This window comes from Verrucomicrobia bacterium CG1_02_43_26 (assembly GCA_001872735.1).
Classification (GTDB): domain Bacteria; phylum Verrucomicrobiota; class Verrucomicrobiia; order Opitutales; family CG1-02-43-26; genus CG1-02-43-26.
The window spans coordinates 30312-43941 of record MNWT01000005.1 but is presented as its reverse complement, the minus strand read 5'-3'; the positions used below and the strand labels follow the sequence as shown (position 1 = coordinate 43941).

The window sequence follows — 13630 nt, the reverse complement described above, 5'->3', positions numbered from 1 at the left end:
GAATTAGCAGTAGACCTACTTTAATGCTAATTTAAATAGTGTTAGGACTCAAGTTTTTATTTCCTATTAAATGCCTTCACTGGACGGACAAAATCAAGTCATACTCGAGTCTTTTTCGAGGCTGATAGGTGCGGTCTGCTCTTCATCAGGCAAATCATAGAGTAAGAATTGGACAATGTCGTTGGCAACCCATTCCATGTTATTAACGATAGCAGTTATGCGACCGATTAAAAAGTGGTGAGCAATATAAGCGATAATGGCTATTGCAATGCCGAACAGTGTTGTTAAAAGAGCCTGTGCGATATACCCGGTCAATTCCGGGCTATTTACATACGCACCGATAGATTCCATTTTTAAGTAAGCCTGAAATAATGCGATCAACGTTCCCAAAAGGCCGATCATGGGAGCTATTTTAGCTATCATCCCCAGTGTGCCCGTACGCCTTTCCATGACAGGAATTTCTGCGAGTGCGGTGCTTTGGATGGCAGAGCGAACCTTGCCCTCGGGTTCACTGTGGTGTATCAGAGCGGATTTCACGATCATCGCAATTGGGCTTTGTGTTTCTTCACACACCGTTAACGCTTCAATCAATCTTCTTTTACGTAACAGATTCTTAATTCCGGACAAAAATTCGCCTGAGCGAATATTCCCGCGATGAAGGAAAAGCACACGCTCGATAAAAATAGCCAATCCCAATAGGCTAAGGAGTACTAATGGCCACATTAAAGGCCCGCCTTGCGAAAGTATGTTAATGGTTATCGAGTTCATGAAGCATTATGAGTAGATTGTATTTTTTCTTTTGCCAGGGATTGCCCGGGTAGATTGTATTCGAGTATTAAAGTGTAGGCTGCCCGAGACCGCTCATAAGCGCTTTCTTCTTCAAACAAATTGGCTAGCTCAAAGATCGAGCGCGCGATCCAATACTTTGCTTTTGGAGGGTATGTTATGGCGTTATCACGGTTGATGAGAAATCGGGAAACCAGGTTCCAGTAAATTTCCTTGGCGCGCTTGGGGTTATTTTGTCTCATCAAAGAGAAACCAAGCTTGTAGCCTGCTTCCACCTGTAGATCCTCCTTTAAATTAGGAAGCTCATACAAATGCTCAAAAATGCTTTCCGCTTCCTTGTAATGAACGGCCTCTTTGCTGCCCTGTGCGAGTAAACAATTTCCGCGGGCAAGCTCAGTGTAATAATACTCAGGGTGCTCGGGTTCTTGGTGTAATAGGTTTTCGTAGACGAGCTGAGCAGCGCCAAAATTATTCATTTCACGCAAAATATCTGCTTGTTTTAGCCGAGCATAATATTTCAGGAAATGCTTTGGATACTCTTCGACAATACGCTCTAGAATGAGCAAAGCCTGCCGGTAGGCTTGGGGTGTTCCACGAGATTCCGCATTAATAGCGGCTTCGAAGAGTGCTATGGGGGCGTGTTCCGCATCGGGATGCAGATTTACCAAGTCGATCAGTTTATGTTGGGCGTTAACAGTATTATTACTCGCCGCGTAATGGCGTGCTTCAATTAAATAGGATTGAATGGCGGCATTACTTTGCGGGTACTTGGTTCTTAAAACTTCTAAAACGGCGATCCCCTGTTCTCCCTCTCCGGAAAGAATGAGTGCTTGGCCTTTAAGGAGGAGGGTATGCCCGGCTATCAACTCTTGTTGTTCATTGTCCATCGTGGCAGTATCGACCAGATCCAAGCGGTTAATGATGTAGTCTGCCATTGAGGGGACGACTTGATAGTCTCCGGCTTCCATGGAAAGCTGAGCTTTTAGCCACATGAGCCTCAAGACAAGTTCCGGTGAAGGGTATTCAGAATTTTCTTCAGCCAACTTTTTATTTAAACGCTGTAACGCATTATCAATATTATTCTCCTTTTTGAGTGCGGTGATCAGGTTCCACTCCGCGCGCCAGCGATTTTGATTATCGATAGAAGGGTTTACGCCCCAATCGTCCAATGTTTCCTTAGCCTTTTCGAGCTGTTTGGCAGAAATGTCTGATACCACTTTTTGGAATAAAAGGGTGCCCTTGGGAAAATCCTCCGGAGCATTTTCTAGCGTTTGTTTGTAAATTTCAGACGCGTTCTCAAAATCCTTATTTTTAAAATAACTATCGGCGATCATTTGGCTGATCCAAGCACGTTCATAGGGGTCGCTTACGCCTGCGCGTATCGTGTTTAAATAAGTAGCGACCAAGCGATAGCTGGGCGGGTTTTTACTCCACGCAATTTTTGCCAAAAGCCATAAAGCAGGTGTCCTGTATTCGGATCCTGGAAATTTTTCTAAAAGAACACGTGCTTCCAGTTCCGCTTCCGCGTGTTTATTCAGAACATAATAGGCCTGCGCTTTTGAGTAATATAAAGCATCTCGAAGCGGGTGACCATACGGATCCTCTATTAAGTAACTGATGAAACTAAGGTATTCTTGGGAATTGCTTTTTATATTACGTTCGGAATTCAAAATACTGAGCGCTATTTTGCCCAAATCAGTACGATTTGTTTCATATAAAAGCGATTTTAACGCTACATTGCCCGCAGACGTTTGCTCTCCGGCAATTAATCCTACAAGAAGCAGTAATGTAGGGCGTTCTTCTAATTCTGATGGACTTAACCTCTCCAAAGCCTCTTCCAGGGCTAAAAGGGCTTCCTCTTTTTTGCCCATAGCATCTAGCGCAATACTATACTCCTTAAGATAAAGAAACCTTTCGGGTTTGCCCTCGTTTTGATCCAGTTTCTTCTTGAGCGAGAGGATAAGGCTTTCATCAACCGGCTCAGAGAAAATTTGAATACGAAATAAAATGGCTTCTGCTTGTGCGGTTTGATACGGAGTGCGGCTATGCGTAAGCGCTTTGTTCAAAAGGGAGACGGCACGCTTCTTTTTGTCTGATTTGGTATCAAACGTTATAAAATCGGTAATCACACCATACCAAGAACGCTCGTTGGGTTGCTCAAGCTGGATTAATCCTCCAGTCAAATAATACCAATAATATGCGTTCTGAGGAAGCGTTTCTAGCGTCAGTGCTTGAAAGGTTTCTTGAGCAGCTTTATAGTTTTCTAAATTATAATTAACAATAGCGGATTGAAGCCCATTTTCAGAAACAGTATCTTCTATGCTCGAAAGCAACGCCTGGGCCTCTTCGTATCTCTCTTGGGCGATGAGGCTTGAGATCAGGCCCGTAAGTGATGCATTTCTTTCAGCAGTGCTCAATGATTTACTGGATTCTAACTTTTGCGTGTATAAATGTTCAGCAATCTCAGGAAAACCGTTTTCTAAAGCATCCTGTGCGGAAACGGTAAGCATCCGATCATCCAGAGATGAATCCGGTTGGCTAGCAACGTCTAAGGGGGTAGCCTGCAGTAATAAACCTGCTACGCTCGCACAAAAGATAATAATAAAGGTTTTAAGCCAATTTCCCACAACAATGCTATTATGCCAGTATACGTGAAATTGGGAAGAAAAAATGGGAATGCCGTTTGATTTTGAGATTTATTGGGGTATAGTGAGTATAAGAATTGTTTAATTGCCATTAGAGTTTGAAAATAAGGAGTATTGTTGATTATGGAAATGTTAAAGAATAAATTATTGGGGCGCACTTTATTGGGTATTTGTTTTGTTTTGTTCGGTGTAGGCGTGTTAAATGCGCAAAATCAAACTGCAACAAACACTACAGGTGTTAGTAGCTTGTTAACAAAACCTCCCGTAGAGGATGTTAAGGTAGAAGTTGAATTGGTTTCTGTTCCGTTGACGCGACCGGATGGAAGCACAGTGACATTGACCCCAGAGGTTTTTGCTTTTTATCTATACGAGTTTACTCCTAATGGCGATTATGGTTCTTCTCCACAGCAAGGTAATCTGGAACGAATCGTGAGTTCTAGTGGTAAGTATCCAGATTTAATGATAAAAAACAAAAAGTTGTTTCATGATCAGAAAAAAGGTGTGCATGTTGTACAAATTCTTCCTCTGACAACATTTAAAACCGGAGTGAAATTTCCCGAGACCGTATACGTGAGTATTTTGACAGATAGGCAACTGGAATATAAGGATGGACATAGCTCGGTCACGGAGTTTCCTATAACCCTTGATGCCGATATTGGCCGGAATCGTGTGCCTATGGTAGCAGCAAAGGTTGAGGTGGGGTTTGGACCTGGTGGCACCACACCTAGACTTGTTTTGAAAATCAAAATTACGCCTCTAAAATGGATAGGGGAATAGGGCCTTTTCTCCGGTAAATAATAAATCGAGTTTTCAACAACAACCCACCTCATCAGCACTCACTGAAGGTGGGTTGGTTTTTTGCTCAATTAATAGATTTTATTCAAAATGCTCCTTTAAATAACGGCATATTTCGCATTTTGTACCATCACACCCTCGGGCGGTGCAGTGCTCCCGCCCGTAATAGATCATTTGGAGGTGTAGATCATGCCAGGATTCTTCAGGGAATTGCCTTTTGAGATCCTGTTCAATTTTTTCGGGGGTTTTACCCTGGGATAGACCCCAGCGCTTGGCCAGGCGAATGATGTGAGTGTCTACCGGAAAAGCAGGTTTGCCGAAGGCCTGTGTCATGACAACCGAAGCTGTTTTATGACCCACTGCGGGGAGGGCTTCCAAATCTTCAAAGGTTTGCGGCACCTTTCCACCGTGTTTTTTTACGATTATTTTAGATAATCCAACGATGCCTTTCGATTTCTGAGGAGAGAGACCACAGGGGCGAATGATTTCCTGAACCTCTTCAGGCTTGAGTTTCGCCATATCGTAGGGATTATCAGCTAAGGCAAAGAGAGCTGGCGTGGTTTTGTTGACGCGCTCATCTGTACAACGGGCAGAAAGCACGACTGCAACTAGTAATGTGAAGGGATCTTTGTGGCGTAGGGGGATTGGAGGGCTAGGGTATAACTCTTTGAGCTTTAATGATATATAACTTGTTTTGTTTTTTTTATTCATTCTAAGCTTGCCATAGTTACATTAATGCTATCTTATGTCAAATCGTGGCTTTATAAAAGTCACTATTTCCTCTCCAAATTATACCTAAAGTTTCAAATTACCCAATGAAAATGTCAACATTGCCTTCAATTATGCATAAAAATAATGTTTCAAAGAGGGAGGAGTCTCGGCATTATATACCTGCTTCCGAAAAAGACATTCAAGATATGCTGGATGCCCTTAATTTAGATTCTCTAGAGGCTCTTTTTGCACATCTTCCTAGCGGTGCTTTGTTTGGTGAAGCCTATGATCTCCCTGAAGAACAATCTTACGACGATGTAAAAGCTATCATGGAACAGATTTCTAAAATGAATACACAGTGTGTTTCATTTTTAGGAGATGGCTTACCGGTTTACAAGACACACCCGATTGTTGCTCATATCGCTCAAAACGCAAATTTGGCAACAGCGTACACTCCGTATCAGCCTGAAAGAAGCCAAGGAACTTTAATTAGCCACTGGATCTACCAGTGTTTGATGTCTTCCTTAACCGGATTTGAAGCTATCAACACATCTCTTTATGATAGGGCAACGGCGTTGTACGAAGCGATCTGTTGCGCCTTGCGGATGAAGCCAAATGCAGATACGGTATTACTGAGCTCGGGTCTTTTGCCGCAGGATCTGGAGGTTGTCCGTTCATTGGTGCAACACACTGGCATTCATTTGAAAATGGTGCCGCTTAAGAAACAAACAGGTCTTTTGGATTTCGATGCCTTGTATGATCTGCTTGATGGAAATGAAGAAAAAATCGCAGCAATCGCGTTTCCTCAAATTAACCATTTCGGACTTTTAGAAGACGTTAACACGGTCACTGATATAGCTGATGACTACGATGTTAAAAGTATCGCGGTAGTGGACCCGGCATTATTGGCTACAGGCGGTTTACGCCAGCCCTCCACGTTTGGCCAAAAAGGTGCGAATATACTTGTCGGGGAAGGGCAGCATTTGGCCATTGGCCCTAATTTTGGCGGCCCGGGATTGGGTGTTTTTGGAGTTCGTTATAACGAAGATTGTAAAAACGATGTGCGGCAAACTCCAGGGCGTTTTGTTGGCAAATCGAAGGATGTGGACAACAAAGAATGTTACACCATGGTTCTCTCTACCAGAGAGCAGCACATTCGAAAGGACAAAGCGACTTCTAATATTTGCTCAAATCAAGCTTTTCTGGCTACGTTAGCCGGTGCTGCTATTTTAGCAAAAGGAGAATTTGGTATGAGCTCATCTTGCCTTTCTGGTAAGGATAAGGCCTATAATGTCGCTAGCCGTATTGCATCGATTGATGGTATTTATTTGGCATTTCCACAGTCTCCTTTCTTTAATGAGTTTGTAGTCCTTCTCCCGGAGCCAGCAAAAAAGGCCATTAAGAAGGGGCAAAAGCAAAACCTTCATATTGGCGTGGATATTTCGGATCGGGTTGGTAACATGTCTGAAAACTATTTAAAGATATCGTTCTCCGATTTACAGACAGAGGCAGACCGTGAGCAATTGATTGCCTTTTTCGAGGAAAATTATGGAAAGTCAGCAGGCACTACATACGTTCCTTCTATCCCGCCAAACTATATCCGTTTTGGAAGAGTAGGTATACCGCAATTGTCTTTAGAGTATATCAAGGATTATTATAACCAATTGGGTAATATGAATATTAGCCCAAAGGATACCTGCTATCCCTTAGGTTCTTGTACCATGAAGTACAATCCTTTGTTAAATGAATATGCAGCTAATCTGCCTGGCTTTACAAATATTCACCCGCAAGCACCTGTCGAGGATGTTCAGGGAGCGATGCGTATTCTAGCAGAGATACAAGAGTGGTTTAAGAAAATCACAGGATTGGCAGCCGTTACCACACAACCCGTTGCGGGCGCTCAGGGCGAGCTGGTTGCCTTGAAGATGTTTCAGGCTTATCATAAGGAGAACAGTGAAGAGACGCGTGATATTGTCCTCATCCCCAAATCCGCCCATGGTACCAATTTTGCTAGCGCTGCTATGGCTGGCTACAAGCACGAAAATATTATTGGCTTGGATGCGGATAAAAATACAGGCTGCTTAGATCTTAAGGCTCTGGACGGTGTTCTTGCTAAATATGGTGAGCGGATTTCCGGAATAATGATTACGAACCCAAATACCTCAGGGATCTTTGAGACGGACTTTAGAAAAGTTGCAGACAAAATTCATGCTCTTGGGGGTCTTGTCTATATGGACGGTGCGAATTTAAACGCCATTGCCGGTTGGGTTAATATAGCCGCTCTCGGTGTTGATGCCATTCATAGCAATCTTCATAAAACATGGTCCATCCCTCATGGTGGCGGAGGACCGGGTGACGCTATTCTAGCAGTCAGTGATAAGTTGGCGGATTACTTGCCTGGCTACCAAATTATTGAGAAAATGGGTATGTACAAGCCCGTGCGGCCGAGATCGAGCGTTGGCTCTTTTCACCGCCATTGGGGTAATTTTGCTCATAAAGTGCGCTGTTATGCCTATTTGCTCCGTTTAGGGAAAGAAGGCGTTAAGAATATGTCCGCTACAGCGGTTCTCGCATCCCGTTATTTATTTGATAAACTCAGTGATTCATTTGAGGTTATTCCCGCAAGCAAGAACATACCTCGCATGCACGAGTTTATCATTACCTTGGATGCCAACGAATTTACGCAACTGGAAAAACAAGGTTTTACCAAAGCGTCCCTGCCGGGTAATATAGGAAAACTCTTCCTGGATTTTGGTTTTCATGCGCCTACGGTATCCTTTCCGGATCCTCTCGGTTTAATGATAGAGCCGACTGAAAGTTATACTAAGGCGGAACTGGATCGTTTCGCTGAAGCTGTTCACTTCATCCGTAAAATTGTTAAAGAACGCCCTTCGTTGCTGCTTTCAGCTCCTCATTTTATGCCGATTAAACGCGTTGATGAAGTTGCAGCAAATCGCAACTTGGTGTTGAGTGAAAAGTTGACAATGTTACCGGAATTTAAGCAGGGTAAGTTTACCTTAGAACAACTTGCGCAAATGTCGATTGAGGCTATTTACCAACAGCTCATGAGTCTATCGGCTTAGTAAAATAGGTTTTCTCTGGCGCTACTAGGGGTTTATATCATCGAGGGACTGGATTTTTTTCCGAACTTCAATGCTCTGAGCCCCTGTTCCAAAAGCATCTATGCCTGCTTTTGTTAAAAAAACAACGCCTACGTTTGTTGCAAACATCATTATGTAGACAAGGATTGTCTTAAATCTACCGACACCGATGAACAATGGGGTTAAAAGCAGGAGTGCGACAAGGAATAGGAAGCCCGCAATGATATAGTTGACTGCTAATCGAATCGTGGGATCTTGTATGTAATTGCTTAAATGGTAGTCGCTTAGGGTAAATCCAGTTGCGAAAAACAAAACAGGCAGCCAGTACCCGATAAAACAAGCAATAAAGCCTCTGCTACTCTTGTCGGCTACAACAGCATATAACCGGCCAACCATCAACGTTACAATGCAAACAGCTAGGAAAATAATCAAAAAATGGTTACTGGTCACATTCACGTGAAAATGGATTTCAGCGAGCTTACGAAACGTTCTCCAATAAAGCGTCAAAAAGTCTAAACTCATTTTACAACAACTGTCTTAATATTTACAAATTCATGGATGCCGAAAGATGATAACTCTCGGCCATAGCCGGATCGTTTAATGCCGCCAAAGGGAAGCCGGGGGTCTGACTTCACAAAATCGTTTACAAAACAAGAACCAGCTTCCAGTTCATCTCTTGCTATCCTGCGACCACGCTCAATATCCTTAGTAAACACCGCGGCTCCTAATCCGAATGAGGTATCGTTGGCCATGCGGATCGCTTGGGCTTCATCTTTAGCAGAAATGACGGCAGCGACAGGCCCAAACAGTTCTTCATCAAATGCAGGCATGCCCTTTGTGACATCTGTCAAGATCGTAGCCGGGTAATAAGCTCCATTCCCCTCCGGAAGGGTGCCTCCAAGCAATAATTTGGCACCTTTATGAATGCTGCCTTGTACTTGTTTATGCAGTTGGTCTCGCAGTTTTGTACTCGCCAGCGGGCCTAATTGGGTTCCCTCTTCTAGCGGATTCCCCGGAGTATACGCGCGCATCTCTTCCACGAAGAAATTCTCAAAATTCTTTTTAACGGAGTTTATTACAATAAAACGTTTTGCGGCAATGCAACTTTGACCGGAATTGAGCATCCGGGCTTTCGCGCACAATCGAGCCGCCTTGGCGATATCAGCATCTTCTAAAATGAGATAAGGATCGCTTCCGCCTAGTTCTAAAACAATCTTCTTAAGCTGCATGCCTGCGTTAGACGCTACAATGGCACCCGCTTCTGTGCTTCCGGTGAACGTGACGGCTCGTACATTTTTGTTTGAAAGGACGGCTGATGCTTTATCATTTTCTATTAACAAAGACCGAAATAGCCCTTCAGGAAACCCAGCTTCTTGAAATATACGCTCAATTTTGAGGGCACACCCCGGAACTAAGCTACTATGCTTTAATACCATTGCGTTTCCGGCCATGAGCGCGGGGACAGCGGCACGAAACACCTGCCAGAAGGGGAAATTCCAAGGCATAATGGCAAAGATTACGCCCAATGGCTGATACGTAATAAAACTGGATTGCGCTTCTGTACTAACAAATTCGTCTTTTAACATTAAGGGTGCATTTTGCACATAATACTCGCAGCACCAGGCGCATTTTTCGACTTCCTGGATGCCTTGATCAATGGGTTTACCCATCTCGTTTGCCATTAACTCCCCATACTCAAGGGCGTTTGTACGAAGAATCATAGCCAAACTCCTAAAGCACTCTGTCCTGTCCTTTAACTGAAGCCGCTTCCAGCCCTCAAAAGCCTGCCAGGACTTATCTAATAAAGCATTTATTTCATTAATATGAAGCTCTGGGTACTCTTTTATTGGTGTACCATTTTTGGGGTTAATACTCTGTATGGGCATAATTCCTTGGGCTTTATTTGAACATATATTCTGGAGTCTGAAAAGAAAAAATTTCATATCATTATTTTTTTAATTATGGAATTTTTTATTGACACTGTTTTTATTGTATGAATAATGTGAGTTCATTAAATAAATAATCATTAATTATACGTGAAAATATAGATATGAATACAAAAGTAAATACGAGCATCTCTAGTAGTGATAATAATCGAATAAAAATTAAATTGAGCGAGAAGAATGATTCGCCCCGCATAAAACTAAGTCTTTATGAAAAGTTGAATGACGGCACTTGTAAGAGAATTTATAGCAAGGCTGAAATTGAGAAAAAGACTCAAAAAGCCGAACTTAGGGAGAGAATCGTTGAATGGTTTGACACGAATGACGGGATGACTAATTTGACAGACAACGATACCGAATCCTTTAACGATGAGGAACCTATCATTACAGGTATGTCCATAGAGACATTAGATGAGGGTGATGATGAAGGTGTTGTTATACTGCGGGCCGAAGACGAAGAGCCCGTGAGCAACAAGGATGGAGAAATTTATGATACTAAGTACTGGGACTCAGAAGAAGTCGATGAGTCATATGATTATTCTACAATAGCTAAAAGAGAGGGAGAAGAAGTCGATGAGTCATATGATTATTCTACAATAGCTAATCCGACTGAAGAAAATATGACATATAACAATTTTACAGAAAATAATCTGACTGAAAAAAACAACGTATCGCATAAGCCTGTGGTCGTTAGTGACAATTCATCTGATCTAGATTTGGGTGAGAATTTTAGCATACTTGAGCCTAAAAATCTCCAAAAGCCGGTTAACGAAGAATTTAGCTATTGTAATTGGTTTGGGCGAAAAGTTGTTCAATTGGCATCTACAGCAGGAACAATAGCTCTTTATGGTATATGTAATTACCATTTGGTTGGTAATAGTAAAGTTGATAATAGTTCAGGAGCTGCAAATGTACTAATCGGATTGGCAGATCTAACTTATAAAGCTTACCTCGGATGGAATTACGTAGGACCATGGCTGAGTAACGGGATGGGTTTCTCTGAAAGAACCGTAGTTGAGCGAACTGAAGTTGAAAAAGAAGAGCCGGGTTTTGTCAGGAGAACCTTATCTAAATTGAACAATTTGCCACTAGGTATGTTTGCAGGTCAGGTAGCTGCGATAAGCATTATATTGTTTACTGCAGTTGTTGCTAGTATTCTAGATGCTTTGATTATACATAGTGATCCATCCCATATTGAGGAAGAGGCTGTAAAAGCTTTTATGAAGAATGTTGCTTTCGTGGGCCAGTTTTGGGGTGCTTTGTATACGTTTTGTTATGATATTCCGGTTGTCGGATATTCAAATGATGCCGAAGAAGGTATTCAAAACGTAGCATAAATGTAATTGCAAGATACAGAAACAGCTTAATGTAAAGTTGTTTCTGTATCTGGTTTTATGCCAGGGTATTAACGCCTTTTACTTACTCCTCAAGTGTTTGTAAAATATGATTCAGGTTTTTGTTATAATCGATGAATGGAAGAAGAATAGAATTTTGTAGCAAGTCTCGCTTTGATAATAATCTCTCTACAAATCAATCAGAAGAACCAGTGTTTTTTGGCAGGACTGTTGAGGAAGGAAATGTAAAGGGTGAAAATAGCATTCAAAAGCCTAAATCAAGCGAGAGGATTGATTTTGAAGGTGATGATAGTAAAACAATTGATGAGAGATTAGCCGAGATCAGTAAGCTTGCAATTGAGGAAGAGAAGGTAGAAGAGGAAGGGCATTTTAGCCCCATTGGGGAGATTTGTGTTAAACTAATATGCACTTACATTACTACAAATTTTTCCTTATTTTGTGCTGAAAAATTGACGGGTAAGATTGTCGACCCTAATAATATGTCACCTTATGATGATGCACGCATGGTATATGCATTGGTGAATGGCGTATATGGTGGTATTCATGGATGGAAAAACGTTGGCCCTTGGGTAAGTGAAACGATGGGTTTTTCTGGAAGAAAAGTGGAGGATAAGACTCAAGTTGAAAACGATCAACCTGGCTTTGTAAAAAAAGCCTTATCTCAAGCAGGAAATATATTTGCAGGTATGATGACAGGAGGGATATTATCTCACTATATAATTGGTTTATTTTTGACGGTTGTTGCTCATGGGAGGGATATGACAACTCAAGTGCCCCACGATCCTGCCATTTTGGATGAAAATATGAGGACGGTTGTCAACTTAGGCCAGCTCTTGGGGGCTCTGTGCGTACTGGTTATTACACTCCTGTTTAGTAGAAAGTAAACCGCACTACACATCCTTAGCGTTTTTAGGAAAAAGCATTTGATTTAATGGAATTGCAAAGTATAAGATAGTTTTTTCTCTTAAACTGCTTTTGAAAGTCCTCCTCATTATAGAGCAATGCAATCCTGAATGGGCTTCTGTGCCCCAAATAGGGTATCAAATGTTCGACCATCTATCACGGTGCGCGGATGTTAAACTGGTGACTCATGCTAGGAACAAAAAGGCTTTAGAGGCTGCGGGGCATATCGATAACATTACATATCTCGAGGAACCTTCGTGGCTAGCGAGTTATTTTGCGATTATTTATAAACTCATTCACAGTAAAGCAAAAGGCGTTATTTGGCCGCTTTTTCATGTATTATCCTATCCTGTTTATGCGTATTTTAATAATGCGGTGAATAAAAAATTTGCTAAGCAGGTTCAAGAAGGGGCATATGATATCGTGCATAGTTTTTCTCCGGTTATACCTCGGTATCCTGTGAAAATAGTTAAAGCCTGTCGGAATACGCCTTTTATCTTAGGCCCTGTAAATGGAGGGGTGCCCTTTCCCCGCGCATTTCGTTCCACAGCGTTTAGGGAGCACACCTACTTAAATTTCTTTCGACTTTTTGCTTCTTTTCTTCCTGGTTATAAAAGCACGTATCGTAAAGCCAATAGAGTGCTTGTTGGTTCTTCGTTTACACTCACGTTGATTCATAAGTTGTTCGGTTCAGATACTGTGAGTATGGAGCTTTTTTATGAAAATGGTGTACAAGATAAATTTTTCCATGTAAAGGAAACGCATTCGAGTAAGCGTGCTAGTTCTTTAAATCTGCTTTTTGTGGGGCGTCTTGTCCCCTATAAAAGAGCGGATATGGCCATTAAAGCTCTGGCAAGGTTACCCGAAGCCATTAAACAAAATACATTTTTGACTATTGTAGGCGATGGCCCAGAACGACAAGGTATTGAGGAATTAATTAAGAAATTGAATTTATCCGAACAGGTAACACTAACTAAATGGCTTCCTTATAAGGAATTGATTCACTATTATCACAAGGCGGATGTATTCTGCTTCCCCTCTATTCGTGAGTTTGGAGGCGCAGTTGTTTTCGAAGCTATGGCAGCATCGTTACCATGTATTATTGTGAAGAATGGCGGGATAGGGGAGTATGTTACGGAAGATTGTGGTTTTAGTATAGAACCTACTTCAGAGGAGTATATTGTCGAGCAAATAGCTGTCCACATAGAAACCCTCTTTGATGATCGGGAGCTATTATATAAAATGTCGGAAGCAGCCTATAAAAGAGCGTTGCCTATGCGCTGGGAGAATAAGATTCAACGATTACTCGAGATTTATACTGAAGCGATGAAAGAGGAGCAGAGCTCTTAATCTGCCTAAGCTGCATTTTATCTCCCTTTTTCCCTTATCAA

At 42.0% G+C, this 13630-nt stretch carries 10 protein-coding genes; 5 read left to right on the top strand and 5 right to left on the bottom strand.

Going from position 1 to position 13630, the window contains the following annotated elements; genetic code table 11:
• Positions 1 to 93 precede the first annotated feature (93 nt).
• Together AUJ82_00935 and AUJ82_00930 are read right to left on the bottom strand one after the other, a co-directional pair.
• Positions 94 to 768 (bottom strand): hypothetical protein, encoded by a 675-nt coding sequence (locus tag AUJ82_00935; protein ID OIO60576.1) that lies wholly within the window; start codon positions 766 to 768, stop codon positions 94 to 96.
• Positions 765 to 3413: a hypothetical protein gene (locus AUJ82_00930; GenBank protein ID OIO60575.1), complete on the bottom strand. Its 2649-nt coding sequence runs from the start codon at positions 3411 to 3413 to the stop codon at positions 765 to 767. The genes AUJ82_00935 and AUJ82_00930 overlap by 4 nt, the downstream gene beginning before the upstream one ends.
• Before the next feature lie 141 nt (positions 3414 to 3554).
• On the opposite strand from AUJ82_00930, the gene AUJ82_00925 reads away from it, so the two are divergent.
• Positions 3555 to 4208 (top strand): hypothetical protein, encoded by a 654-nt coding sequence (locus tag AUJ82_00925; protein OIO60574.1) that lies wholly within the window; start codon positions 3555 to 3557, stop codon positions 4206 to 4208.
• Positions 4209 to 4307: 99 nt separating this feature from the next.
• Here AUJ82_00925 and AUJ82_00920 read toward each other — a convergent pair whose 3' ends face one another.
• Positions 4308 to 4937: an endonuclease III gene (locus tag AUJ82_00920; protein ID OIO60573.1), complete on the bottom strand. Its 630-nt coding sequence runs from the start codon at positions 4935 to 4937 to the stop codon at positions 4308 to 4310.
• A gap of 131 nt (positions 4938 to 5068) precedes the next feature.
• On the opposite strand from AUJ82_00920, the gene AUJ82_00915 reads away from it, so the two are divergent.
• Entirely contained in the window at positions 5069 to 8020 is a 2952-nt protein-coding gene (locus tag AUJ82_00915; protein ID OIO60572.1) for a glycine dehydrogenase, read from the top strand.
• 24 nt (positions 8021 to 8044) lie between these two features.
• Here the strand turns inward: AUJ82_00915 and AUJ82_00910 are convergent, their stop codons facing one another.
• Positions 8045 to 8560 carry a hypothetical protein gene (locus AUJ82_00910; protein OIO60571.1) on the bottom strand — a complete coding sequence of 172 codons (516 nt, stop codon included), beginning with the start codon at positions 8558 to 8560 and terminating at the stop codon, positions 8045 to 8047.
• Positions 8557 to 9924 (bottom strand): succinate-semialdehyde dehydrogenase, encoded by a 1368-nt coding sequence (locus tag AUJ82_00905; protein ID OIO60570.1) that lies wholly within the window; start codon positions 9922 to 9924, stop codon positions 8557 to 8559. Before AUJ82_00905 ends, AUJ82_00910 begins: the two co-directional genes overlap by 4 nt.
• Positions 9925 to 10088: 164 nt before the next feature.
• On the opposite strand from AUJ82_00905, the gene AUJ82_00900 reads away from it, so the two are divergent.
• The 3 genes from AUJ82_00900 to AUJ82_00890 all read left to right on the top strand — a co-directional run bounded on the left by AUJ82_00900 (position 10089) and on the right by AUJ82_00890 (position 13589).
• The gene (locus AUJ82_00900; protein ID OIO60569.1) at positions 10089 to 11318 is read left to right on the top strand and encodes a hypothetical protein; all 1230 of its coding nucleotides are present in this window, start codon (positions 10089 to 10091) and stop codon (positions 11316 to 11318) included.
• Positions 11319 to 11449: 131 nt separating this feature from the next.
• A complete protein-coding gene (locus tag AUJ82_00895) occupies positions 11450 to 12220 on the top strand; it encodes a hypothetical protein (GenBank protein ID OIO60568.1) in 771 nt (256 codons plus the stop codon).
• 85 nt (positions 12221 to 12305) lie between these two features.
• Positions 12306 to 13589 carry a hypothetical protein gene (locus AUJ82_00890; GenBank protein ID OIO60567.1) on the top strand — a complete coding sequence of 428 codons (1284 nt, stop codon included), beginning with the start codon at positions 12306 to 12308 and terminating at the stop codon, positions 13587 to 13589.
• Positions 13590 to 13630 lie beyond the last annotated feature (41 nt).

Bases quoted from the DNA above. Each gene is read 5' to 3' on its own strand.
- AUJ82_00915 (OIO60572.1), top strand. From the start codon at position 5,069: ATGCATAAAAATAATGTTTCAAAGAGGGAGGAGTCTCGGCATTATATA.
- AUJ82_00925 (OIO60574.1), top strand. From the start codon at position 3,555: ATGGAAATGTTAAAGAATAAATTATTGGGGCGCACTTTATTGGGTATT.
- AUJ82_00905 (OIO60570.1), bottom strand. From the start codon at position 9,924: ATGCCCATACAGAGTATTAACCCCAAAAATGGTACACCAATAAAAGAG.
- AUJ82_00895 (OIO60568.1), top strand. From the start codon at position 11,450: ATGAATGGAAGAAGAATAGAATTTTGTAGCAAGTCTCGCTTTGATAAT.
- AUJ82_00935 (OIO60576.1), bottom strand. From the start codon at position 768: ATGAACTCGATAACCATTAACATACTTTCGCAAGGCGGGCCTTTAATG.
- AUJ82_00900 (OIO60569.1), top strand. From the start codon at position 10,089: ATGAATACAAAAGTAAATACGAGCATCTCTAGTAGTGATAATAATCGA.
- AUJ82_00920 (OIO60573.1), bottom strand. From the start codon at position 4,937: ATGAATAAAAAAAACAAAACAAGTTATATATCATTAAAGCTCAAAGAG.
- AUJ82_00910 (OIO60571.1), bottom strand. From the start codon at position 8,560: ATGAGTTTAGACTTTTTGACGCTTTATTGGAGAACGTTTCGTAAGCTC.